The sequence below is a fragment of the Pseudomonas sp. N40(2020) genome, from assembly GCF_014472415.1.
Lineage (GTDB): Bacteria > Pseudomonadota > Gammaproteobacteria > Pseudomonadales > Pseudomonadaceae > Aquipseudomonas.
Map to the genome: position 1 here is coordinate 24733 of NZ_JACSZV010000020.1, position 22672 is coordinate 47404.

Annotated in this window: 25 protein-coding genes; 2 read left to right on the forward strand and 23 right to left on the reverse strand. The window is 59.0% G+C overall.

Annotated elements, in window-relative coordinates:
- Window positions 1–12 precede the first annotated feature (12 nt).
- The 21 genes from IAI51_RS14570 to IAI51_RS14670 all read right to left on the reverse strand — a co-directional run bounded on the left by IAI51_RS14570 (window position 13) and on the right by IAI51_RS14670 (window position 16856).
- Window positions 13–1509, reverse strand: a complete 1497-nt coding sequence (locus IAI51_RS14570; protein WP_187679119.1) for a phage tail sheath subtilisin-like domain-containing protein — start codon at window positions 1507–1509, stop codon at window positions 13–15.
- Entirely contained in the window at window positions 1509–1691 is a 183-nt protein-coding gene (locus tag IAI51_RS14575; RefSeq protein ID WP_095188872.1) for a DUF2635 domain-containing protein, read from the reverse strand. Before IAI51_RS14575 ends, IAI51_RS14570 begins: the two co-directional genes overlap by 1 nt.
- On the reverse strand, window positions 1688–2272 hold the full coding sequence (locus tag IAI51_RS14580; RefSeq protein WP_187679120.1) for a hypothetical protein: 585 nt from the start codon (window positions 2270–2272) through the stop codon (window positions 1688–1690). Before IAI51_RS14580 ends, IAI51_RS14575 begins: the two co-directional genes overlap by 4 nt.
- A 149-nt stretch (window positions 2273–2421) precedes the next feature.
- The gene (locus IAI51_RS14585; RefSeq protein WP_187679121.1) at window positions 2422–3438 is read right to left on the reverse strand and encodes a phage late control D family protein; all 1017 of its coding nucleotides are present in this window, start codon (window positions 3436–3438) and stop codon (window positions 2422–2424) included.
- A 9-nt stretch (window positions 3439–3447) separates the two neighbouring features.
- Entirely contained in the window at window positions 3448–3660 is a 213-nt protein-coding gene (locus IAI51_RS14590; protein WP_187679122.1) for a tail protein X, read from the reverse strand.
- On the reverse strand, window positions 3653–4036 hold the full coding sequence (locus tag IAI51_RS14595; protein ID WP_187679123.1) for a phage tail protein: 384 nt from the start codon (window positions 4034–4036) through the stop codon (window positions 3653–3655). The genes IAI51_RS14590 and IAI51_RS14595 overlap by 8 nt, the downstream gene beginning before the upstream one ends.
- Window positions 4036–6012, reverse strand: coding sequence for a phage tail tape measure protein (locus tag IAI51_RS14600; protein WP_187679124.1), 1977 nt, complete (start codon window positions 6010–6012; stop codon window positions 4036–4038). Before IAI51_RS14600 ends, IAI51_RS14595 begins: the two co-directional genes overlap by 1 nt.
- Window positions 6013–6140: 128 nt before the next feature.
- Window positions 6141–6722, reverse strand: a complete 582-nt coding sequence (locus tag IAI51_RS14605; protein ID WP_187679125.1) for a phage tail assembly protein — start codon at window positions 6720–6722, stop codon at window positions 6141–6143.
- A 154-nt stretch (window positions 6723–6876) separates the two neighbouring features.
- Window positions 6877–7383 carry a phage major tail tube protein gene (locus tag IAI51_RS14610; RefSeq protein WP_134825665.1) on the reverse strand — a complete coding sequence of 169 codons (507 nt, stop codon included), beginning with the start codon at window positions 7381–7383 and terminating at the stop codon, window positions 6877–6879.
- On the reverse strand, window positions 7383–8549 hold the full coding sequence (locus IAI51_RS14615; RefSeq protein ID WP_187679126.1) for a phage tail protein: 1167 nt from the start codon (window positions 8547–8549) through the stop codon (window positions 7383–7385). The genes IAI51_RS14610 and IAI51_RS14615 overlap by 1 nt, the downstream gene beginning before the upstream one ends.
- Window positions 8550–8551: 2 nt before the next feature.
- A complete protein-coding gene (locus IAI51_RS14620; protein ID WP_187679127.1) occupies window positions 8552–8734 on the reverse strand; it encodes a hypothetical protein in 183 nt (60 codons plus the stop codon).
- Window positions 8735–8832: 98 nt separating this feature from the next.
- Window positions 8833–9255, reverse strand: a complete 423-nt coding sequence (locus IAI51_RS14625) for a phage tail protein (RefSeq protein WP_187679128.1) — start codon at window positions 9253–9255, stop codon at window positions 8833–8835.
- An 85-nt stretch (window positions 9256–9340) separates the two neighbouring features.
- Window positions 9341–9874, reverse strand: a complete 534-nt coding sequence (locus IAI51_RS27960; protein ID WP_316249773.1) for a DUF4376 domain-containing protein — start codon at window positions 9872–9874, stop codon at window positions 9341–9343.
- A 12-nt stretch (window positions 9875–9886) separates the two neighbouring features.
- Window positions 9887–12079, reverse strand: coding sequence for a phage tail protein (locus IAI51_RS14635; protein WP_187679129.1), 2193 nt, complete (start codon window positions 12077–12079; stop codon window positions 9887–9889).
- Window positions 12080–12715, reverse strand: coding sequence for a phage tail protein I (locus tag IAI51_RS14640; RefSeq protein WP_187679130.1), 636 nt, complete (start codon window positions 12713–12715; stop codon window positions 12080–12082).
- The gene (locus IAI51_RS14645) at window positions 12712–13707 is read right to left on the reverse strand and encodes a baseplate J/gp47 family protein (protein ID WP_187679131.1); all 996 of its coding nucleotides are present in this window, start codon (window positions 13705–13707) and stop codon (window positions 12712–12714) included. The genes IAI51_RS14640 and IAI51_RS14645 overlap by 4 nt, the downstream gene beginning before the upstream one ends.
- Window positions 13704–14036 (reverse strand): phage baseplate protein, encoded by a 333-nt coding sequence (locus IAI51_RS14650; protein WP_187679132.1) that lies wholly within the window; start codon window positions 14034–14036, stop codon window positions 13704–13706. Before IAI51_RS14650 ends, IAI51_RS14645 begins: the two co-directional genes overlap by 4 nt.
- 14 nt (window positions 14037–14050) lie before the next feature.
- Window positions 14051–14659 carry a phage baseplate assembly protein V gene (locus IAI51_RS14655; protein ID WP_187679133.1) on the reverse strand — a complete coding sequence of 203 codons (609 nt, stop codon included), beginning with the start codon at window positions 14657–14659 and terminating at the stop codon, window positions 14051–14053.
- A gap of 3 nt (window positions 14660–14662) precedes the next feature.
- On the reverse strand, window positions 14663–15184 hold the full coding sequence (locus tag IAI51_RS14660) for a hypothetical protein (protein WP_187679134.1): 522 nt from the start codon (window positions 15182–15184) through the stop codon (window positions 14663–14665).
- A gap of 71 nt (window positions 15185–15255) precedes the next feature.
- Window positions 15256–15594 carry a phage holin family protein gene (locus IAI51_RS14665; RefSeq protein ID WP_038357950.1) on the reverse strand — a complete coding sequence of 113 codons (339 nt, stop codon included), beginning with the start codon at window positions 15592–15594 and terminating at the stop codon, window positions 15256–15258.
- Window positions 15595–16121: 527 nt separating this feature from the next.
- Window positions 16122–16856, reverse strand: a complete 735-nt coding sequence (locus IAI51_RS14670) for a helix-turn-helix transcriptional regulator (RefSeq protein ID WP_095191963.1) — start codon at window positions 16854–16856, stop codon at window positions 16122–16124.
- A 208-nt stretch (window positions 16857–17064) separates the two neighbouring features.
- Here IAI51_RS14670 and mutS point away from each other — a divergent pair, with 208 nt between their 5' ends.
- The gene (gene mutS, locus IAI51_RS14675) at window positions 17065–19647 is read left to right on the forward strand and encodes a DNA mismatch repair protein MutS (protein ID WP_187679135.1); all 2583 of its coding nucleotides are present in this window, start codon (window positions 17065–17067) and stop codon (window positions 19645–19647) included.
- A gap of 163 nt (window positions 19648–19810) precedes the next feature.
- Window positions 19811–20134: a ferredoxin FdxA gene (fdxA, locus tag IAI51_RS14680; protein ID WP_054047139.1), complete on the forward strand. Its 324-nt coding sequence runs from the start codon at window positions 19811–19813 to the stop codon at window positions 20132–20134.
- Window positions 20135–20619: 485 nt separating this feature from the next.
- Here fdxA and rpoS read toward each other — a convergent pair whose 3' ends face one another.
- Window positions 20620–21627: an RNA polymerase sigma factor RpoS gene (gene rpoS, locus IAI51_RS14685; RefSeq protein WP_187679136.1), complete on the reverse strand. Its 1008-nt coding sequence runs from the start codon at window positions 21625–21627 to the stop codon at window positions 20620–20622.
- A gap of 106 nt (window positions 21628–21733) precedes the next feature.
- Window positions 21734–22615, reverse strand: a complete 882-nt coding sequence (locus tag IAI51_RS14690) for a peptidoglycan DD-metalloendopeptidase family protein (RefSeq protein ID WP_187679137.1) — start codon at window positions 22613–22615, stop codon at window positions 21734–21736.
- Window positions 22616–22672 lie beyond the last annotated feature (57 nt).

Consider the following 22672-nt stretch of genomic DNA (forward strand, 5'->3'; position numbering starts at 1 on the left):
TAAACGCGGTTATCAAGCCGCGTCGTCGTACTGCAGACGGAATTGGTTGAGCAGTGCGAACACACGCAGACCGTTGATGTAATCAGGCGGGAACAGCACGTTCACGCGGCTCGGGTCCTGCACGTCGCGCTCGACGATCAGGTGCTCGGCGAACAACTCGGCGTTCTCGACGTGGCCTTCCAGTTCGAGTTTGGCGTACTGGGCAATCAGCTCACCGCGAATGGTGCTCGGGGTGACGATCGGCTGACCGGCGCCGAAACGGGTGCCGTCGGAGGCCAGTTTGTGCCGACCGTATTTGCTGGTGATCACGCTTTGCAGACGACGCACGATGAACGCCGACTGGTGCATGGTTTCGCTGTCCAGATAGGAGTTGTCGGCCTGGCCGTAAGCGTTTTTCTGGTAGGTGGTGATCGAACGCTGGATGCGCACGTAACCGCCTTCGTAGTACGCAGTGGCGATGCCGTAGTTGAGCAGCGACTGACGCTCGGTCAGGGTGAAACGCTCGCTCGCTGGCGCAGGATCGACACCCGGCAGGCTGCCGCTCTGGGTCGGACGGCTGGCGTCGGCGGAGATGAACACCGCAGTGCGCGCAGCCAGTGCAGCAGCTTGTACCCAGAACGGTTGCGGAACGCCCGGCTCCAGCGCCTGAATGGTCATGTGCTGGTCGTTACGCGCTTGACCGGCCGCCACCAGAGTGCCGACGGTGCCGCGCTTGGCGCTGTAGACGTGACCGAACAGTTGCTTGGCCCACGACCAGCGACCAGTACTGTCATCCATGACCGCTTGCCAGGTGTTGAGGGTCGACAGATCCGACCATGGCAGCGCGATGAACTCGAATGGCTCGTCACCCAGTGCCGCAACGGCAGCGATCTGATCAGGCACGCCGGCGCCGCCGGTCATGGCGGTGATTGCGCTGGTCACGCCGGCCGGGGTTTCTTCGCCATTGCTCTTGCCCAGGCGATTGAATTGCAGGCTGATGTCGTTGCCGCTGTCGCCAGTCCATTTGGCGTTCAGGGTCACGACGCCTTCGGCAGCCGCAGCGCTCACCGGCAGATCGGCCGTGGCGTTGATTTTCTGCGCCAGCGCAGTCGCTGCTTGAGCGGCGGTAGCACCGTTGACCACGGTGGCTTGCACACGCACACCACCAACATACAGGTTGAGTACGCCAGCCTGAGTCGCGGTGCCGGTCAGGGTCAGCACGCCTTTGGCGATGGCACCTTCAGCGTTGTGCAGCGGCAGGCACCAGATCTCGCCGATCGGGTCGGCCTTGCGGAAGGTCTCGTACATCGAGGCGAGCATCGAGCCCTGGCCACCGATGCTTTTTGCCAGCGCCACGCTGGAGACCAAAACCAGTTTGCCGACTTCAGTCGGGGCGATGTTGTCGTTGACCTGAGCCACGATCAAACGGCGCATGGTCGAGCTCGCGCTATTGGCGGCCGAGTTGTCCATTTCGGCATAGAACAGCGGTACACGAATGTCCGCGGGGATGTTGCTGAATCCGATCGCCATTATTTGGCTCCCTGTGGTTTAGCCGCTTTTGCGGTTTTGAGTGTGATATCGCCGTCGGCCAGACGTCGGCGCCACCAGGCGCTGTCCAGCACTTCACGGCCTTCGAGAGGCAGCAGATCGCCCGCCTCCGGGTCTGGCACGGCACGGCCTGCGGCCGGCACTACGGTGATGCGATTGCTCATGGGGTTACGTCTCCAGAGAAAGTCAGTTCCACGCGCCCATCGGGGCCCGGGCGTTTCAGGTTGGGGTCGGCCGGGTCGATCGCATCGACCCGAACGGTGGCCCCAGTAAAGGACGACAAACCGTCCAGTTCACGTTCGTGCCAACTCTCCGCAGGCTGATCGGGCAGATTGCGGCCGAGCTGGAACTCGGCAAAAAAGCGCAGCCGATAAAAGGCGCGGCTGCTGTTGATCGAGACCATCTCGCCGCCGTCATAAACGATGGCGCTGTAGTCGGCATCGGCTTTGAAACCCACCAGTGCGCGCCACAGTTCGGCGCGCAGGTCGTGCAACAGATCCAGCGCTTTTGTAGCGTCGGTGGCGTCAAGCGCCAGGACGATTTCGAAGCGGTCGCGGATTGGTTGCGAGGTGAGGTTTTGTGCGGTGCTGTTGCTGGCCAGATCGGCCAGGGGTGTGACGTGGGCCGAAGGTGTCGGCAGATCAGGGTTGCCTTGCAGCAACGCCAGATCGACACCCACCGCAATGTGGCTGGCCAGGCTTGGGCATTGCGCACGCAACTGCGTGAGGATCGGGGTGATCTTCATGGTGGTGTTCCGGAATTAGAGGGAGTTAACGCAGAACCCAATGTGGGAGCGAGCCTGCTCGCGAAAGCGCTGGGTCAGTCGTCGCCATCAATGTTGGCTATGCCGGCCTCTTCGCGAGCAGGTCGCTACCACAGGATGTTGTGGAGGGATCAGGCTTTGGGATCGAGGCCGGTTGCCTCGATCAAGCAGCGGTAGCTTTCCTCACGCTTGCCGCTGGCGGTGACTTTTTCGATCGACCAGCGACCGCGCATGAAGTCTGGCCAAGTTTCATCGAGCACCAACAGGCCTTCGGCAGCCAGCAGCGGATCGCCCGGACAGGTGAGCCTCAGCTTGTATTTCTCGCGCAGCATCTTGCGCACCTCGGCTTCGCCGATAGCTTTGGCTTCTTCTTCACTGGCCTGTTTCTGGCGAATGACCTTGTAGGGCTCGGAACCGGTTACCACCTCCCGCAGTTTGGCCGCCGCAATGTCCCAGAAGCAGGTCTTGCAACCCTGGTTCTGGGTGCGAGCGGTCTCTTCCAGTGAGGCGCTGATGAAGGCGTGATCACCCGGTCGATTGTTACTGGTCACCGACAGCCTGACGTCCGGTATCACTTGGCCCGACAGATTTTTGAGCTGCGCAGGTTTCGCCAATACGTAGAGGTCGTTGTACGGTTTGGCCACCGCGTCGTACTTGAGCGCCAGTCGCGTGATGAAGCTCATGTCGGTTTCGTTCGACTGATCAACATGAGCAATCCGGATCAGCGCCAGTTCGGGATCGACGCGCGGCGAAAAACCGTGCGGCGAGACCAACTGGCGAAACAGTGCGCCAAGGGTTATGGGGCCATGACTGACCGTGCGCCGTTCCTTGAATCGGGTCTCATCCTTGCCGCTAAAAGGCGCTGCGGTAGCGACCAGCGTCAAGCGCAACGGGAACAGCGTCGGGGTCAGTCGAGTCACCTTGAACTGGCCCTTTTCGACCAGCCCGGACTCCAGATAACCAACCCGCAGGCCGATTGTTCCGCCCAGAGTCGGCAAGCCTTCAAGACCTTCCAGGTCGATCACCAATGTCAGTTGATCGGACTCCATCCCGGCAGCATCAATGTGCTCCCAACTGATCAGACGCTGGTTCAGCAAGGCGTGGTTGGCGCCGTAGATTTCGATCGCCGGTGTAAATCCCTGTGCCATGCAACCTCCTTAGTCCCAAGCCAGAACCGGCTTGATCGCGGCGGGTTTGCTGTCAAGTTCCGGCAGCGTCACCCAGATGCCCGCCGGCAAAACGGGGCCGTGTTCGGCCAGGGTCGAATTGAGTGTCCACAAAGCGGCTTCGGCCTGATCGTCTGAACGACCCGATTCGCGGTAGAGCAGCAGATTGACCGAATCACCGGCCACGCTTCGAACCTTACGCATTGTTGAACTCCGCTAATTCGAGTACCCACTTGATCACCATCGCGGTGCCGTCATCGATGACCTCGCTCTGGTTTTCCTGAACGCTGCTGATCCGCCACAAACCCCAGTTTCGACCGATGCCGTCGATCAACGGCAGCGGTGCTCTCAAGGCTTGCAGCGCACGCAGCTCATCGAGCCGCTCCATGGCCACGGCGTACATCGCTGTGCCGCCGATGGTCAGGGTTTCGGGCTTCTGTCCGGTCTGATGGGATTTGGGTTTACTGGTGAGGATCTGCAATTCAGTCCAGCCACCGTCGGATTTGCGCGCCAGCGTGCTGTAGGCGAAATTGCGCGACAGGCCAAAGATGAAACTGCCCAGTGCCATTTGTTGTTTCATCAGGCGACTCCATCGGTGAGGGCTGCGTCACGGCGCGTGGCGAGGGGGTTGCTGGACATCAGCGGTGTGAATTGGTTGTCGAACTGACTTTGCAGATGCTGCGTGACCAGCAATCCGATGTTTTCCGAACTGCCCGGATCGCTGCAGTACACCTGAACCGAAGGGGCGAAGGTGACATGCTGGTTGGCGGCCTGAGCGCTCGCCAGTTCCTTGCTGACCTGGCCGGGTGCCGAGAGTGTGTCAGGGGCGACGACGACCAGCCTTTCACTCATAGCCGCTCCTGCGCCCCTGTCCGAGGCAGGCACCACCTGGGAAATCCCCCCCATGGCAACGCTCGACGGCCCTAGGCGGGGTGTATTGAGCAATGACGATGGTTCGCCGATTTCCACTTCCCTGACGGTCGCGGGCACCAAACTGGCGATTTCCGTCACCGGCGGATCCGTTGGAAGCTGCGCTGCAGAATCGGCGGTAGACGAAAGGTCCGGGGGGGTGGCGGACGCGCCGCCGGGTATGCGTTTGCGCAACCGGTCTTTCCCCTCATCGACAGCGGTGTCCAACAACACATCGAATATCTTTTTCAGCGCTGTTCCCACCGTGATGATCACGGCAGAAGTCGTCGGATGCTGCTCGGCGAATTCGCTCATTCTGTCGAGGCTGGCACCGGCAACACTCAGCGCCTGTGGAGAAGGTGCCACCGCATTGGCACTGGCGATGGCCAAGCGCTCGCTTCGCGCATTCTGAGCGTTCCACTGTCCTTGCGGGGTATTGGAGAGCGCCAGTGCAGACTGGCGCACCGAACTCTGGTCACCGAGCTTCGAAGTGGCGTATTGGTCTTTGTCCTTCACTTGCGAGAAGGCTTCGTTGACGTCACCAAGGTTCTGCGACAGCAAATGCACGGCATTACCGCTATCGGCAAATAACGCCTGCGCCAACGTGGCGCGTTGCTCGGCCGGTTTAGCGTTCAGCGCAGCAAGTACAGCGAGCACCGCACCCTGAGCATTTTGCTTGTCGGGGTCATGCATCGCCACGGTCACGGCCGCCGGATCCAGCCCCAGTTGCTTCCAGGCGCCACGCTCGGTGGCGGACGCGTTGCCCCCTTTGCCCAGCGCGATGGAGATGCTCTTCAACGCCGCGCCGGCATCGCCTTTCTCCGTCCCGCTGTTGAGCAAGGCTGCCGACAGCGCGGCAGCTTGCTCAGGTTGCAGGCCCGCCGCAATCGCCGCGTCACCCGACTCTTTGAGAACAGCACCGATGTCTGCCGGTTTGGCGCCACCCGGCATTTTGCCGAGCTGGTTTGTCGCATCCGCGAGGTCAAACGCCTGATCGCGAGTGAGCTTCATCGAAGTGCGCCACACCGCCATCATTTCGGCGACTTCCATGGCGGGGACTTTGAATGCTGACGCAACGACCGCAGCGTCGCCGGCGAAGTTGAGCAATTCAAACGGCTTGTCCGATGCATTGGTCAGCTCATTGCCGACCCCTGCGTCAGCCGCGAGCGTGGCGACCTTGAGCAACTCTAGACCGCTGGTGCCGCCCGCCGCCACCAATGGCTTACTGGCCATGATCAAGCTAGACAGTGCCATTTCATTGGTCTGCTTGGGCGGCAGTTGTGCGGCGCTGCCCAACTCGGCGGCAGCCGAGTACAAGTCAATCGACGGTTTGAGACTTTCGGGCGCCTTGGCCCGCTCACTGGCCTCACCCGGCGTAGTCGATTCGCTGGTGGCCTCACCCTTCGAGGCGGTATTCAGCGAGATCGAACGCAGGTTGGACAGCACTACCCTCAATGAATCAATCGCCGCCGTCAGCGATCCGATTTTGATACTCGCTGTGATGAGCGCCTGACTCAGTCTGGAAATCTGCTCGCGGGCGATTGGTCCTGTACCGGTGCTCGCCGCTGCCATGTTCAAACTGCTATTGCCTGGGGCCGCAGTACTGCACTCATCGGCGTTAATCGGCGCATATTTGCTCTCTGCCATGCCGCTCTACTCCTGTTTCACGCCAAGGCGAGTGATCGCTATGTCGTAGCGGCGCAACGCCTTTTCGGCGTCCCATTCCAGAATTTCCGCCTCACTTACCGGGTAAATGAGCGGGACGATATCGAGGATTACTTCGATGTCGCGTTCCGAAAGTAGGCCGCCGGCTGGTTTAAAAAATCGTCTATGCGCACCTGTAGCTGAGTCCAGTCAGGGACGGTCAAGTGGGCCAGATCCGGGATCATCAGACCGGTGCAATGGGCGGTGATGAACTCGGCGCGTTCCTTGGCCGTTTTCAGTTTCTTCATCACTTTGGTGGCGCGCAATGCCGGCATTTCCAGCGACAGCGAAGTCACGGTGCGGCCGGTGACGGCGAGCGGTTGCAGCAGTTGCACCTGATCGGGATCGTCGGTTTTTTCCGCGTCTTCGACCTGGTCGAGGAAGTACGACGCCGGCCGGGTCGACATCTCGTGTACGTACTGGGCAATGCTCACGTAGTCCGGGCGTTTGAGCTGGTCGAGTTCCTTGATCGACAGGCCGGTGGCCAACAGCGCCAGCTCGAAGAACTGATCGTCTTCGTCATCGCCAGCGCGTTCCAGCGCTTCTTTCTGCGCGGCGTAGAACAGCGGTTTGAGTTGGATCTGCTCGATCTGCGCGCCGTCATCGCCGGTGATTGGCGACAGCAGGTCATGCTTGGGTGGCATCCACGACATGAATGAATTCCTTGGTGATTCTTGAGGGGTGTAGCAGTTCCCTTGTAGGAGTGAGCATGCTCGCGATAGCGGTCTTTCAGGCACATTGATGTTGAATGTGCTGGCCTCATCGCGAGCAGGCTCACTCCTACAGGTTTTTGTGGTGATGGGAGGGTTACGGCATCAGCACCGCACGACGGGCATCACCGAGGATGTCGACGCCGTTGAGCACGAACTTCTGGGTGCGCACGTCGATGTCGATCACCGGTACGCCGTTTTCCAGGCGGTTGTAGGTGCGGCAGGACAGCTCCAGGTTGGTCTTGGGTTTTTCGCCCATTTTCACCGCGGTTTCCTCAAGGGATTTCAGCTTGCCGCCAACGGTGTGGTAGGTGAACCAAGTGTTGCCATCCTGATCCTGACCAGCCTCACGCACGTTCAGCAGGATGTCGTCGCCCAGCTTCACGCCCAGTGCGAGCATGACTTCTGTGCCCATGCCTTGCAGGGTCAACTTGGCGTTGAGCGCTTTGCCGCCCTTGACCATTTCTTCAACAATGAAGCGGCCGCCACGCATCTCTTCCACATCGAATTCGATCTTCGGCGGAGTAAATTCTTCTACTGTCGCCGACAGCGGCAGGCCTTGCAGGGTGGCCGCGATGGCCTGGCGATTGCGGTTGGTAAACATTAGAGAACGTCCTCCAGGAACTGCTCGATGATTTCATCGCGGGCGTTGAGTTGATAAACCATGTGTTCGTTCGGCGCGTAGCGGCCGTAGTCGATGACCACGTACCAGGTGCCGTTCTTGTACTTCTCGACGCTGTTGAGTTCCGGGTGCAGATAGACGCTGCCGCCAGGAATGGTTTCGTCGGCGACCTGGGTTTGCAGCCAGTCGTTGATGCGCTTGACCTCTTGATCCATGAACGACTTGGTGAGGTTTTTCGCCATGGCTTTCTGGCCGGCCTTGACCAGCTTGCGGCTGATCGCATCTTCGAGGCCGACGTAGCTGATGAACTTGCCGGTGATCGAGCGGTTACCCAGCAGCGAGAAGCCACCGAGCACGGTGCGGGCGTAGTAGCTGACGCCGTAGCGGTTGAGCAGATCGCCTTCGGTGGAGGTGTCGAGGATGTTGTATTCCACGACGCGGGAAACGTCTTCGGCGTAGGTCACCTGGTTGCCCGGGCTCTCCCACTGCTTGACCTTGGCCAATGCGGCGATCGCCAGGCTGGACGGTGCAATGAAGACGTTTTTCTTCGCCGCTTTCGAGTACACGGCAGGCATGTTGTGCACCACCAGGCAACGGTCGAAACCGAGATCAGCGCCGCCCAGTTCCTGGCTGTACAAGACTTGGTCAGCGACCGAGGCGTCCTTGCCATCCAGTACCACACGAGCCTTGATGCGCTTGCCGAACGAGGCGAACTCGCTGGCCACCGCTTTGGTGCCGGTGAAGCCCGGCGCGCCGATAATGGTCAGGTCTTCCGGGACACTGCCCAGCGCAGCCAGACCGAGCTTGCGGCCAGTCGCCGGCTCGACGCCGCCGATCACTGCGTTGACGGTGTCGGCCGGGGTCGCGCCCGCCTCGACGATCACCACGTACACCGGCACCTTGACCACTTTGAGAATCTGGTAAACCGCGTGGTACAGCGTGCCCTCTTCCGAACCGGTCGGATCGAGCAACGCATGGGTGGTGAAGCTGTTGATGCGGAACGGTGCGTTACGCGGAATCAGCGGATCAGCCTTCGGCGCGGTGCCGACCAGACCGATGACGTTGTCACCCAGGCCACCCATGGCCTCGGGGGATTCAGTGGCATTGACGGTAATGCCGTTGTGCTCGAAGTTCAGAACCTCAGCCATGTTTAGTCAGCCTTCTTGGCAGCGGCCTTTTTGGCCTGGGTGGATGAATTCAGTTCCAGGCGACCGGCGCTAAGCAATGCGTTGGCTTCGACGTCGAGCAGTTCGAGTTGCTGTCCGGCGGTCGACCAATGACCGCCCCCGACAGGGAACGGAACGAGGACGGTGTAGGTTTGGCGTTCTGCCATTTGGGATTCTCCAGAGACGAAAAAGCCCCTTGGTTTAAGAAGGGGCTGTAAGTAGCTGATCAGCGGATAAGAAAACGCCCCGACGGGGCGGGGCGTATTTATTGGGGCAGGCTGGCGAGCCATTCCGGCGCTGGCGGCCGGTGTTCGCTCAAGGGCAACTCACCGCCCACCGGCCAAATACGAAGTACGCGGCGATACGTTTGCAACTCGATGTATTGCGCAGGAGTCAGCAGCGTGGGCCAGCGTTCGACCTCATCGCGGTAACGAGTCACAACGCTATCAGTGGCTGCAATCTGCTGGTTGCGCCACGAACGTTCATATCCTTCCAGTTCTTCAGGCGTTGGACCCGGTCGATCAGCCAGCACTGGATAGTTATCATCATTCATGACAATCATCTTGCCGGCAGACAGTCCGTTCAATAACTCCATCCAATACTCACGCGAGATTTCAACGGCATCGTTTGGTATTTCTGTATGAATGGAAGGATCGTAAAAACCGCCAGTGGAATGTGAATAAAACATAGGTTCTTCCTTATTTGATAATCAACGAATCTAAAACCACCCACTTAGGTGATTAGATGTGAAAACGCCCCACAGTGTGGGGCGTTTATTGATGCGCCGTAATCGGAGTGGGCGGCAGCGAGTCCGGCCAACCTACAGCGAGCATTTCATCTTTATAGGTTCCCGCATCAAGGGCCCGGAGCAAATCCAGTTCGCGATCAAAGCAGGCCTGGACATGGCTGCGCACAGCCTTGGTAATTGCAAGAATCTGCTCGGCGCCGATTTCGACGAAACCATTCAGGGTTTTGAAGTTGCAGCGGTACTCGGGGTCGAGAATGGCGGAAAGACCGGTGCTGGCGATCAGCGCCTGGCTGTCGCGAGTTGTTTCGATAGACATCGCTCCCACCAAAATACCGATACCCTCTCGGCGATATCTCTCGGATGCAATCACCTGTGACGGGCCCGGTTGCGGCTCGGCCGGGATAGACTCCGACATATAGGTCAAAAAGCGTTGATCCCGTGGTTCGACCACTCCCAGATTCGCGTAACTCCCTTCATCTTGAGGACAGGAGAACACCGCAACGATCTTCGTTTGCGCCTCATCCGAGAACATGACGTTTATGCGTGATTTATCTTCCACTCGGTTCACCCATTAAAATCTGTAACTATTCGTAGTGATAGCAAAAGCACTGAAGGTTCCGGCGCTGGTCAGCCGATAAAACAGCGTTTGCGGCGACAAAAAGGGGACATCCAGAAATGAACCACCGCCTGCCCCTGAAAAGTTCACGATGAAGGTCTGAAGACCTATGGCAGCAGATGACCCGGCAAGCGCCATGCTGTAACCATTGGCCGATACCGTGCCTTGAAAGTTTCCGGAAACCGACTTGGCATTCAATGGGACAGCTGCAGAGATCGATAACCCTGTGAGCGTCAGAACCGGAACGGTTGTCGACAACACCTGCGTGCCATAGAACACCTGACGATCAACTTGTTCAGCTACAGCAAATTGAGCACTGGCATTCGTCGGCAAAATGCTGAGAAGTGCGGAAAATGTATATCCATCAGGAGCAACGCCCGCAAACAGCTTTGGAGCGATTGCAGTAGTGGTATTGACGGCGATAATGCCAGTGGATTTGGAGTCAGGATTGTAGAGCGCGTAAATCGCAACAAACCCATTCACCGGTGCTGCGCCCACATCCATCGCTCCCAAGCCCTTGACTGAAGTCGACAGGTTGATGCTCTGGTTGAAGCTGGAGATAACGACCCTTTTCCCGTTCACATCTCCCAGAACCATCTCGGACGCTGTAAACGTCGCGATCGAAGCAGCAACCGGAATCGAGACCCGAGCGTTTCGAATGTCACCGGCAATCGGTCCATTCAAAGAAAGCTGTTGCATCTGTTCAGAGAGCACGGCGATATCGATGTTTCCCTGATTGACCGGGGCGTTCCAGGCTTTGATGCACCACATGACGGCGATGTTGCGGGGTCTTGACTCCAAACCTCCGGACACCTGCGTTTGCACATTATTCTGTTGCCCGTACTCCTGAACAAAATTGCGAGATACCGCTCCCGCCATAAACGTATCGGTGACTAATTCGTATAACGTCGCGTGAGCATGCGCTTTGTTTTCATCAGCCTGCCAACTACCAAGTGCGCGACCAGTATCGACACCCCGCCCATGATCCCAACCACGCAAGAACTCCCCACGCGCCTCAGGCAGTCGGAAATTCCCAACACCCTCATCACCCTTGTTGAACTTGCCGCCCAGATAAGCGCTCAAGTCCGGGTAAGTCGCACTGCTCCTTACGCTGTTATCCAGTTCCAGAAAACCCGGCGGCGGTGCATCAACCGGGAACGCGACAATCGAGCCCACTGGCAGCGCCGACGCCTTGGCAATCAGCGCTTCGACTTCAGCCTTGGTGTACGAATCCTTAATGCCGAACCCAGCCAATGTCTCAGGGTTTACGCCGGCAGTCGCCCGGCCATATTCATCAACGGTCAGACTCTTGTAAGTCCCGGCAGCAATCCCGGTGCGCCCGGCCAGCATCTTGAACGTCAGCGCGGTAGTGCCGAGGGTGATCGGCGCATTGGTAGTCAGGTGCCACAGCGAATCGCCGTTCGCCGTGCCCTCCTCCACCATCACCGTCAGCCCCGGAGTGACCTTGGCGCTGCTGTTGGCATCGCTCGCCCGCACCCAGTCTCCGTTGGCAACAATCCACAGGCCGTTGTCCTTGGCCAAGGTTTGATTCGCCAGCAGCACGCGGTCACCAGCAATCACTGCCACACCGTCAATCTGCTGCGCACCGCTCAACACGACGTTTGTGGATGCCGCAACGCGCACCGATTGCTTGCCATCCAGTTTGCCAAGTTCTTCGGCGAGGTAACTCATGACCCAGGCACGTGTGGCCTTCACCACCGTGTCATCAATCAACAACGTCACCAGCGATGCATTGCTGGTCTCGAAAATCGAGCGAATGTAGAACTCTTTACCTGACCCCGACGTCGCCAAAACCGGCTTGAACGACTCTGGATATTTGACGATGGCATAGAGAACGCCAGTGTCAGTCCACAGCCCCGCTTCCCGCACATACCAACCGCCAACATCCGGCGGAATGGTCACTTCAGCGAGCAGCCAGCTCGGATTTTTCTCGTCCTGGAAGAGTGCATTGAGCGGCCCGCGCCAGACTTCGCGTTTAAGCGCCGTGGCCGTCGCGGCCGGGTTGTAGACCGCGCCGCCGCCATCGCCGACGGAAATCTGCGTCAACTTGATCGGCGTGCCCGCGGCCTTGCACGCCGTTTCGTAGGCAATCCCTGCATTGGTGAGCAGGGTGTAATAGTCAGCCATTCAGGCCCCCTGAGGATAAATAGTGGATGTTTCGACGGTGTACATACCGGCGGCCATGAACGCCTCTCCCGAGGTTTCGAGCCCTTCGATGAACACCGGATAAACCGTGGTCAGCTCGCCGCAGAAGGTCGCGGCGCCGATGTAATGGCTGCCGAATGCGCTCAACCCGACCGAGACCGACAGCACATCCCGTTCGCTTTTGGCATCGGCCAGGCGTCGGTCGAGACGGGCGTCGATTTCTTCGCTGTAGGGTTGTTCGCTGAAGGCGCGTACGGAAAAGCTGTAAGGCGCGCCGGGCGGCGTCTGTTCGTACCAGGCGCGGATTTCCGGGCGCAGTTGCAAACCCTTGGCGGCGTTTTCCAGTGCCTTGCGAGTGCCGGCCTGGCGCGCGGTGGGCCAGGCGAGTTCGACGGTCAGGCGTTTTTCCGTTTCAGGCGCGGCGGTGCTCCATTCGGCGACGCCGCGATCCGCTGCGAGATACGGCAGAAATGCGACCGGCGTTTCGCTCGGGTTCATCAGTTCGGGAAACGGTGGAGCGATGCGATCAAGCAATGCGCCGAAGCCCAGATCAAGCCCTCGCTCAAGTGCCGAGCTGTTGGCTGGCAGCAACGTCGGGCGCTGAGTTTTTTCACTCATAGCGTCAGCACCTCAACCTCGACCGCCGTGCAATACGGCGCTTGAAACGCGGTGGTCACGATCGGCGCCAGCGGTTCCAGAATCTGCAGTTGCACGGCGCCAGCGCTGTGCAGCGTGTAGTCGATCCAGCTCGGATCCACCCGCCCTTCGAGGCGATGGCAACTGTCGGCGTAAGCCTGCAATTGTTGCTGCGCAGCGACTTGGGTCAGGCCCGAATCGGGGCCGGAATTGATCTTGGCAACGACGCGAATTTTGTAGCGCTGGATCTCGGCAGCCTTGACGGTGACCAGGTCGGTTTCCGGTCGCACATCGGGCCTGGCGAAATGTTGGCGGACGCCTTCAAGCAATGCCTCGGATGGCGTGCCGTCAGCATCCCGCGCAAGCACGGTGACCTGTACTTCGCCCGGCGCGGTGCGTCGTCCATTGCCGTCCTTGACCTGCGCGGCGAGGCCATCCGGGTTGAAGGTGTAAGTGACATTCACCACACCGGCATCGGTGGATTCGACTTTCACCGTCGGCCGTTCGCCGAGGGTGAACACCTCGCGGCGATACTGCATCCGCGACCCCGCCGCCGGTGCATGGGGCGCCAGGTAATAACGCAACCGGGCGTCGTCGTCGCTTTCGTAAATCGCCGGCACTGGCGGGAATGCGGCGGGATCACCCGGATCGAGCAACTGCCGCTCCAGACCCATGTCCGCCAGCCGCGCATCGAGGTTGCTGCCGGTGGCCCACCACGCCAGCATCTGCTTGATGCGGGCGTTGTATTTACGCTCGTGGGTTTGCAGCCGAACGCAGAAGGCTTCCAGCGCCAGGGTCAGCAGTTCGCTTTCGTTTTCCAGGCTGTTCTTGAGTTTCGCTGCGCTGTCCGGCGAGCGGGCGCCGACGTATTCGATAACGAAGGTCTTGAACTCGGCGAGCAGGTCTTCGAAGGCGTCGACGGCGATCAGCGCGGGTTCGGCCAATTGGTTCTGGCCGGGGATCAACATGCTCATGTCACGACCTCGAAGGTTTGTTGACGGTTTTTCCAGGTGCCGGCGAAACGCAGCAGCAGACCGGCGCCCTGACGGCTGGCGACAATCACTTGCGGCTGAAAATCATCGATGCCGTTTTGCTTGTTGTAGAACGCTTGCGCTGCGTGGCTCTGAGCCAGGAGCAAAACGTCGTCGCCGAGGTTCTGCCCGAGTAGCGAGGGGATCAGCGAGCCATACAGGGGCCGTTTTTGCCGGGTGCCCAGCGGCGTGGTCAGAGCTCGGGTCGCGCGCTGCACAAACTGCAGCCAGTCGTCGACCGTGGCCCCGCTGCCTCTATCGATTCCGATCATGGAAGGCTCTTGAATCAGGGGCTGATGACGCGGCCCTGGTGATCGACCAGCGGGCCGCTGAAGTGAACGCCCGAAGCGTCGATGGTCAGGCCGACGGCGCCCAGTTGCAGGTTGATGGCCTGCGGGTTCATCGCCAGTCGCGCCGGGCCGATGCTCAGTTCCAGCGACTCGCGAGAACCGTTGAACGCCGCAGGGCCGTTCTGCCAATGCAGAGTGTGTGTGGCGTCGTCGTAACCGCTTTCACTGCCGTCCTGATGCACGCGGCGCGTCAGCGTCGGTACGGTCGAAGTCGGCGGAAAGCGATCACTGTTCAAACCGAACAACGCCACCGATTGCGCACCGCTTTCACCGCTGCCGTAGTTGAACAGCAGACACTGCTCACCCACGGTCGGGATCCGCGATTCGCTCTGCGCTCCGGCGCTCGGATTGAAGAACTTGATGGCCGGCGTGAGCAGTCCACCGTGGCTGACCGTGCAGGTGTTGCTCGCCGCGTCGACTGTCTGGCAGACGCCGATGCGGCAGTAGCTCTCGGCACGCCGATGCAGGTCTTCGATTTCCGCTTCCATCTCGGCCAGGCGCTCGATGATCGGGCCCAGTTGCATACGCAGTAATGCGTCGAACATCGGTCAGGCCTCCAGCGCGGTGTATTGGTCGGGGTCGTCGATATTGCTGACTTCCCAGGTACGGGCGAATTTCGGCGTGCCGAGTGGATCGTCGAGCAGTGTCGGGCCGAGATAGAGGGTCTGGTTGAACGTCAATGTCCAGGCCTTGTATTGCTGATCGGCGCGGATGAGTAGTGAAGGCAAGCCATCAATATTCATCGGCAAATCGCATTGATCGCCAGGCAGATTCCAGCGGTTGTCGGTGATCAGGTTTTTCAGCACGGCGATCAGATCGCAGGCGGCAAATGCCGTGGCGGAAAGCGCCGGGATGACTTGCAGCGACAACGTCATGACATGAGCAATTCGCCCATCGGCGGAGCGAACTCCCGACGCATTTCGGTCAAAGTCGATCAGCACCCAGGCCTGATCGCCGGGAGCATTGAAATCATCTTGATTGCCGACACTGAGGGTGAGTCCTGCGGTGTTACGCAACGTCGTCGCAATGGCTGTGAACAGTTGCGACGGCTGCTGGATCGGTGTGGGCATACATGACCTCCTTTTCAATCGTCCACGCGAAGCCCTGCCGCCAAAAATGGCGGCACGGAAAACAGTCAGGGTTAAGGCTGGTCGCGCGGCGGGACTTCGCAGACGCCAATGCGCTTGGCCGCCCAGCGTTCGTAAAGGCCGATGGCGACGTCGGCGCCGGCCATCGCGGTCAGGCAACCAAAGGCGCCGGCGGCCCAGATCGACAATCCTGCGGCATACAGCAGCATGATTGCCGAGACGCCGCAGATCATGCAGGCGCCGGAGCGCAGGGCCAGGCGCCGCAGCAATGACCAGCCGCGGGCGCCTTCCTTGTCGGCGCGCCACATTTCGCCGGACACCCCGCCCACTACGGCGAGTAGGATGACCAGCCAGATCGGCATGTCCGCCAACGCTTGTTGCTCGCTTGTCATGTCACGCCTCCTGGGGGTGATTGATGAATGGTGTGTGTTGGGTTCAATCGTTTTCTCTTGAGGTAGGCATTCCAAAAAGCCCGGCAAATCCGCCGGGCTTTTCAGTAATGCGCTCCTTCGCCTTCCTTTAAGTCCTTTAGTCAAAAAAGGAAGCTGACCCTTCGGCGCTACTGGCGCGGTACGAGTCCATTCAAATTGTTTTTCCGACCGCGGTCCCTGCCCGCCGGATAACTGCTTCTGGTGCTTTACGCTGCACACCCGGGTCAGTTGCCAACCCTCTGAACCGTTGAGGCCGGTTCATCGCTGCCTGTTCTTGTGGAACTAAAGAGCTTTCGTTTCCAGCCGCTTTGTCGAGCGGCTTGGTGGCAATAATATGCATGGATGCATATACAGTCAATGCGCAAATGCATTTATTTATGCACAAGAAATGCATTGACGCATGCATGCCGCATAAATCGTGGCGTTGAGGGTTTTGCGCAGGCGAAAAAAAACCCGCCGATGGCGGGTTTTATCTGACCGGGGTCTGCTTAGCGGGCGTACATGCCCCACCAGAAGACGTGACCGAGGATGACGATCTGCTCTTCCTGGATTTCCTGGAAGGTGTAGTCCTCGTCCGGATGTTCGTCGCGATTGAAGCTGCGCAGGCGGATACCGGTAGGCAGGCGATAGAGTTGCTTCACCCGCAACTGGCCGTTGTGATTGATCGCATAGAGGTCGCCATCAATGATGTCGCCGATACCGCACTTGCCCGCGTTCACGCCGACCGTGGCGCCGTCACGCAGCACCGGTAACATGCTGTTGCCACGCACCGTCACGCACTTGGCCTGATCGAATTGCACGCCGTTATGGCGCAGGCTGCGCTTGCCGAAGCGCAGGCTAGAGCGCTCGCTCTCTTCGATGACGAATCTTCCTGATCCTGCTGCCAATTCAACCTCGCGAAGGAAGGGCACCGACACCTCGTCGTCATCGACAGGCGTGTCGTCGTCCCACAGCATTATGTCCTTGAGTTCCGCATGCACGTCATCACGCGCGGCACCGGCCGACGGCGCAACATCTGCACGGCCGCGCAACTGATCGGTGCTTACATTGAAGTACTCGGCGATTTTCGAAATGTGTTTATCCGAAGGATCGACGATCTTCCCGCTGAGAATCCGCGAGAGAGTGGATTGAGGCACGCCGGTGCGACGATGGAGCTCCGTGGGGGAGATCCCGTGCTGGTCGAGCAGTGCTCTTAAGACGGAGGATACGTTGCGTTTTTGCATAACGCGCATAGTGCTTGAAGTTTTTATCGAAGACAAATGCTGATTTGCATAAATTGTGCATAAACACACAAATCATGGGCAAAAGTGTCAGTGGGCCGTCATGCCTGCGTCGGATAGACCGCCATGGTAATCTTGCGCCCATCGCGCAAAAGCCCGGCGGATGCCCCGCTTTTGCCCTACACCTTTGAACGAGTTGCCTGACAATCCGATGAATAAAGCCGTCTCCGACCTGTCCTCCCACACTCCGATGATGCAGCAGTACTGGCGCCTGAAGAACCAGCACCCGGATCAGCTGATGTTCTATCGCATGGGCGATTTCTACGAGATCTTCTATGAAGACGCGAAGAAGGCAGCCAAGTTGCTGGACATCACTCTGACAGCGCGCGGGCAGTCGGCGGGGCAGGCGATTCCGATGTGCGGGATTCCTTACCACGCGGCGGAAGGGTACCTGGCGAAACTGGTCAAGCTTGGCGAGTCGGTGGTGATCTGCGAGCAGGTTGGCGACCCGGCCACCAGTAAAGGGCCGGTTGATCGTCAGGTCGTGCGGATCATCACACCGGGCACGGTCAGCGACGAGGCGCTGCTGGATGAGCGCCGCGACAACCTGATCGCTGCGGTACTGGGTGACGAGCGTCTGTTCGGTCTGGCGGTGCTGGATATCACCAGCGGCAACTTCACCGTGCTGGAGATCAAGGGCTGGGAAAACCTGCTGGCGGAACTGGAGCGCGTCAATCCGGTTGAGCTTTTGATCCCGGACGATTGGCCGAAAGATCTGCCGGCGGAAAAACGCCGTGGCGTGCGTCGTCGTGCGCCGTGGGATTTCGAGCGTGACTCGGCGCTGAAAAGTCTCTGCCAGCAGTTTTCCACACAAGACCTGAAAGGCTTCGGCTGCGAAACCCTGACCCTGGCCATCGGCGCCGCCGGTTGCCTGTTGGCCTACGCCAAGGAAACCCAGCGCACCGCCCTGCCCCACTTGCGCAGCCTGCGCCACGAACGTCTCGACGACACCGTGGTACTGGACGGCGCGAGCCGGCGCAACCTGGAGCTCGACACCAATCTGGCCGGTGGCCGCGACAACACCCTGCAATCAGTCGTCGATCGCTGCCAGACCGCCATGGGCAGCCGCTTGCTGACCCGTTGGTTGAACCGTCCGTTGCGCGATCTGACTGTATTGCTGGCGCGCCAGACCTCGATCACCTGCCTGCTCGACGGTTACCGCTTCGAAAAGCTGCAACCGCAGCTCAAGGAAATCGGCGACATCGAGCGCATTCTTGCGCGGATCGGCCTGCGCAATGCCCGTCCACGTGACCTCGCGCGCCTGCGTGATGCCCTCGGCGCGCTGCCGGAACTGCAAGTGGCAATGACCGATCTCGAAGCGCCGCACCTGCAAGGCCTGGCAACCACCACCAGCACTTACCCGGAACTGGCGGCGCTGCTGGCAAAAGCCATTATCGATAACCCACCTGCGGTAATCCGTGATGGCGGTGTCCTGAAGACCGGTTACGACAGCGAACTGGATGACCTGCAATCGCTGAGCGAAAACGCCGGGCAGTTCCTGATCGATCTGGAAGCGCGGGAGAAAGCCCGCACCGGCCTGTCCCACCTGAAAGTCGGCTACAACCGCATTCACGGCTACTTCATCGAGTTGCCGAGCAAACAGGCGGAATCGGCTCCGGCAGACTACATCCGGCGCCAGACGCTGAAAGGCGCCGAGCGCTTCATCACGCCGGAACTGAAAGAGTTCGAAGACAAGGCGCTATCCGCCAAGAGCCGCGCCCTGGCGCGCGAGAAGATGCTCTACGAGGCGCTGCTGGAAGATCTGATCAGTCAGTTGCCACCGTTGCAGGACACCGCTGGCGCGCTGGCTGAGCTGGATGTGCTGAGCAACCTCGCCGAACGTGCGCTGAACCTTGATCTGAACTGTCCGCGCTTCGTCAGCGAGCCATGCATGCGCATCACCCAGGGTCGTCACCCAGTGGTTGAGCAGGTGCTGACCACGCCGTTCGTGGCCAACGACCTGAGTCTGGATGACAACACGCGCATGCTGGTGATCACTGGCCCGAACATGGGCGGTAAATCCACCTACATGCGTCAGACTGCTCTGATCGTGCTGTTGGCGCATATCGGTAGCTTCGTGCCGGCTGCCAGTTGCGAACTGTCGCTGGTCGACCGGATCTTCACCCGGATCGGTTCCAGCGATGACTTGGCCGGTGGCCGTTCGACCTTCATGGTGGAAATGAGCGAAACCGCCAACATCCTGCACAACGCCACCGAGCGCAGTCTGGTGCTGATGGACGAAGTCGGCCGCGGCACCAGCACCTTCGACGGTCTGTCGCTGGCATGGGCGGCGGCTGAGCGCCTGGCGCACCTGCGTGCCTACACGCTGTTTGCGACTCACTATTTTGAACTGACTGTTCTGCCGGAAGCCGAGCCGCTGGTGGCCAACGTGCATCTCAACGCCACCGAGCACAACGAGCGCATCGTGTTCCTGCACCATGTGCTTCCGGGGCCTGCGAGCCAGAGCTACGGCTTGGCGGTTGCGCAACTGGCCGGTGTGCCAAGCGAAGTGATCGTGCGTGCCCGCGAGCACTTGAGCCGTCTGGAAGACACTGCATTGCCGCATGAGGCACCGAAACCAGCCGCCAAAGGTAAACCGGCCACGCCACAACAGAGCGACATGTTCGCCAGCCTGCCGCATCCGGTCCTGGATGAGTTGGCTAAACTGGATATCGACGAAATGACGCCACGCCGTGCGCTAGAAATGCTCTATGCATTGAAGAACCGGATATAAGCACTGAAGAAGCGGATATAACGCAAACGGCTTCAAGCTGTTAGAATCTCGCGCGGTTTGGGATGCTGCTGGCTAATAGCCTGGCCAGCAGGCATCGCTCCCAAACCTGGCGACCCCAACCGTGAAGGGGCAACGCTGCCGCCGCCTGAGGAGAAAATTAGAAATGACCTTCGTCGTCACCGACAACTGCATCAAGTGCAAGTACACCGACTGCGTAGAAGTCTGTCCGGTGGACTGCTTTTACGAAGGCCCGAACTTCCTGGTCATTCACCCGGATGAGTGCATCGACTGCGCCCTGTGCGAACCAGAATGCCCGGCCGTAGCCATTTTCTCCGAGGACGAAGTTCCGGAGGAGATGCAGGAGTTCATTCAGTTGAACGTCGAGCTGGCCGAGATCTGGCCGAACATCACCGAGAAGAAAGAATCGATGCCGGATGCCGAAGAGTGGGATGGCGTCAAAGGCAAGATCAAAGACCTCGAACGCTGATCTGCCCCGCGTTCAATAAAAAGGCCCCTAGCGGGCCTTTTTGCTTTTCCGGGATTGCTTTTTTGCAGACAAAAAAAGGGGCGGTTTGACCCGCCCACATTTTTTCCCTATTCCCTGTGTTCCTTTTCATCGTCCTGATGAATCGCGTCCTGCGATGTCCTTTCCCCTCGTCCTTGAAGGGCGTGTCTGTCCGTCGACACAACCCAGATACTAAAGAGTTCCCTGCCAAGAGCAATTGGCGCTGGAGACTGGAATGGGCTGTCATAAGCACTTCATATTAATAAATAAATATATAAATCAATAAGTTAGAAAAATACCGCAATCAGAATAGACGTCTGCCACCGTGCAAATCTTGCGAACACTTACGAAAGAGTAAGCCGAAGCTTACACCGAGAGACTACAAATGATGGAAATGCTGACCGTATGTCCGGCAACAAAAAACCCCGAACCAGTCGGGGCTTTTTGTGGGCGGTGGTTCGATGCGTTTACTGGAACAACGACTCGCTCGACAGGCCATTCTTCTCGAGAATTTCCCGAAGGCGCTTGAGGCCCTCCACCTGGATCTGTCTCACCCGTTCCCGGGTCAGACCGATCTCAAGACCTACGTCTTCCAGTGTGCTGCTCTCGTGGCCGCGCAGACCGAAGCGGCGTATGACCACCTCGCGCTGCTTGTCGGTCAGCTCCGACAGCCATTGATCGATGCTCTGCGACAAGTCGTCATCCTGCAGCAGTTCGCATGGATCGGTTGGCCGATCATCCGTCAGGGTGTCCAGCAGGGTTTTATCCGAATCCGGACCCAGCGAGACGTCGACCGAAGAAACCCGCTCGTTCAGGCCCAGCATGCGCTTGACCTCGGCCACTGGTTTTTCCAGCAGGTTGGCGATTTCTTCGGGTGAAGGTTCGTGGTCGAGCTTTTGCGTCAGCTCCCGTGCAGCCCGCAGGTACACGTTGAGCTCCTTGACCACATGAATCGGCAGCCGAATGGTCCGGGTCTGATTCATGATGGCGCGCTCGATGGTTTGACGAATCCACCAGGTCGCGTAGGTCGAGAAGCGGAAACCGCGTTCGGGATCGAACTTTTCCACCGCGCGGATCAATCCGAGGTTGCCCTCTTCGATCAAATCCAGCAGCGACAACCCCCGATTGACGTAACGCCGGGCGATTTTGACCACCAGCCGCAGGTTACTTTCAATCATGCGCTTGCGCCCGGCGGGATCGCCACTTTGCGACAAGCGCGCAAAATGAACTTCTTCCTCCGGGGAGAGCAATGGGGAAAAGCCGATTTCGTTGAGATACAACTGCGTGGCATCGAGTGCCCGCGTGTAGTCGATGTACTTATGTTGTTTAAGTGAAGCGGAGTGTTTGGATTTGGAACGAACGGAAGGTGGAGCAGCCCCTTCATCATTCGACATCGAATCCGAAGCGATGCCGGTCTCCATAAGGAGAACCTCATCGTCGATGTCAAACTCCGGCACTTCTTTACTGAGAGCCATTGTTATAGTCCTTTGGTGAGTTCGACCCCAAGCTCAAGCGACGCCTTTATCCTTGGCAGCGCTGGAGCCTGTCCCCTCTACGTGACGGAACAGGCTGGCTTACAAATCAACGTCTTGGCAGGAACTGCAGCGGATCTACAGGTTTACCTTGTCGGCGAATCTCAAAATGCAGTTTCACCCGGTCTGTACCCGTTGACCCCATTTCGGCAATTGTCTGTCCGACCTTGACCTGCTGTCCCTCCCGAACCAACAGCCGACGGTTGTGACCGTAAGCACTGACGTAGGTTTCGCTGTGTTTGATGATGACTAATTCGCCGTAGCCCCTTAAGCCACTCCCGGCGTATACCACCGTCCCATCAGACGCAGCTAAAACAGGCTGTCCCAAATCCCCGGCGATATCAATTCCTTTATTCAAACTACCGTTTGAAGAGAATTTTCCAATCAGAATGCCATTAGATGGCCATCCCCAGCCGGTCGGGGCTGGACCCGCTGGAGGCAGTGGAGCTTGGGTTTGCTTGTTGGCGACGGACGGTACTGCACCAGTAGAACCGCCCGCAGAACCGGTGGTTGTAGTGGTGGTCGTGCCATTTGCCTGACGCCGGATTACCGTAGTTTTGCTGGATGATGAAGGCGAAGAACTGGCGTTGCTTACCACCGCCGTGGGCGTTGAACCGGCGCGGCCGTCGAAGCGAATTGTCTGACCCGGATGGATCGTATACGGCGTAGGAATATTGTTCCGGGCTGCGAGGGCTTTGTAGTCCCAGCCGTAGCGAAAAGCGATTGAAAACATCGTATCGCCCGGACGGACCACGTATTGCCCGGTCGTCACTGTAGGACGCTGCGCGACTGCATTGTTGCGATCGACTACCCGCACATTGCTCGATTTGGTGCTGGAGCAACCCACCAGCAAGGTGCTCAAGACAAGGCCAGTCACCAGGCGCTGAAAGCTCGTGTTACCCATACGCTGCGCAATGACTGTGAGACTCACCCGCCGCTCCCTTTGTGGTGGCTGAAAAATTTTGAATGCCGGATTTCGGCATAAGTG

Bases quoted from the DNA above. Each gene is read 5' to 3' on its own strand.
- IAI51_RS14570 (WP_187679119.1), bottom strand. From the start codon at position 1,509: ATGGCGATCGGATTCAGCAACATCCCCGCGGACATTCGTGTACCGCTG.
- IAI51_RS14575 (WP_095188872.1), bottom strand. From the start codon at position 1,691: ATGAGCAATCGCATCACCGTAGTGCCGGCCGCAGGCCGTGCCGTGCCA.
- IAI51_RS14580 (WP_187679120.1), bottom strand. From the start codon at position 2,272: ATGAAGATCACCCCGATCCTCACGCAGTTGCGTGCGCAATGCCCAAGC.
- IAI51_RS14585 (WP_187679121.1), bottom strand. From the start codon at position 3,438: ATGGCACAGGGATTTACACCGGCGATCGAAATCTACGGCGCCAACCAC.
- IAI51_RS14590 (WP_187679122.1), bottom strand. From the start codon at position 3,660: ATGCGTAAGGTTCGAAGCGTGGCCGGTGATTCGGTCAATCTGCTGCTC.
- IAI51_RS14595 (WP_187679123.1), bottom strand. From the start codon at position 4,036: ATGAAACAACAAATGGCACTGGGCAGTTTCATCTTTGGCCTGTCGCGC.
- IAI51_RS14600 (WP_187679124.1), bottom strand. From the start codon at position 6,012: ATGGCAGAGAGCAAATATGCGCCGATTAACGCCGATGAGTGCAGTACT.
- IAI51_RS14605 (WP_187679125.1), bottom strand. From the start codon at position 6,722: ATGTCGTGGATGCCACCCAAGCATGACCTGCTGTCGCCAATCACCGGC.
- IAI51_RS14610 (WP_134825665.1), bottom strand. From the start codon at position 7,383: ATGTTTACCAACCGCAATCGCCAGGCCATCGCGGCCACCCTGCAAGGC.
- IAI51_RS14615 (WP_187679126.1), bottom strand. From the start codon at position 8,549: ATGGCTGAGGTTCTGAACTTCGAGCACAACGGCATTACCGTCAATGCC.
- IAI51_RS14620 (WP_187679127.1), bottom strand. From the start codon at position 8,734: ATGGCAGAACGCCAAACCTACACCGTCCTCGTTCCGTTCCCTGTCGGG.
- IAI51_RS14625 (WP_187679128.1), bottom strand. From the start codon at position 9,255: ATGTTTTATTCACATTCCACTGGCGGTTTTTACGATCCTTCCATTCAT.
- IAI51_RS14635 (WP_187679129.1), bottom strand. From the start codon at position 12,079: ATGGCTGACTATTACACCCTGCTCACCAATGCAGGGATTGCCTACGAA.
- IAI51_RS14640 (WP_187679130.1), bottom strand. From the start codon at position 12,715: ATGAGTGAAAAAACTCAGCGCCCGACGTTGCTGCCAGCCAACAGCTCG.
- IAI51_RS14645 (WP_187679131.1), bottom strand. From the start codon at position 13,707: ATGAGCATGTTGATCCCCGGCCAGAACCAATTGGCCGAACCCGCGCTG.
- IAI51_RS14650 (WP_187679132.1), bottom strand. From the start codon at position 14,036: ATGATCGGAATCGATAGAGGCAGCGGGGCCACGGTCGACGACTGGCTG.
- IAI51_RS14655 (WP_187679133.1), bottom strand. From the start codon at position 14,659: ATGTTCGACGCATTACTGCGTATGCAACTGGGCCCGATCATCGAGCGC.
- IAI51_RS14660 (WP_187679134.1), bottom strand. From the start codon at position 15,184: ATGCCCACACCGATCCAGCAGCCGTCGCAACTGTTCACAGCCATTGCG.
- IAI51_RS14665 (WP_038357950.1), bottom strand. From the start codon at position 15,594: ATGACAAGCGAGCAACAAGCGTTGGCGGACATGCCGATCTGGCTGGTC.
- IAI51_RS14670 (WP_095191963.1), bottom strand. From the start codon at position 16,856: ATGCAAAAACGCAACGTATCCTCCGTCTTAAGAGCACTGCTCGACCAG.
- mutS (WP_187679135.1), top strand. From the start codon at position 17,065: ATGAATAAAGCCGTCTCCGACCTGTCCTCCCACACTCCGATGATGCAG.
- fdxA (WP_054047139.1), top strand. From the start codon at position 19,811: ATGACCTTCGTCGTCACCGACAACTGCATCAAGTGCAAGTACACCGAC.
- rpoS (WP_187679136.1), bottom strand. From the start codon at position 21,627: ATGGCTCTCAGTAAAGAAGTGCCGGAGTTTGACATCGACGATGAGGTT.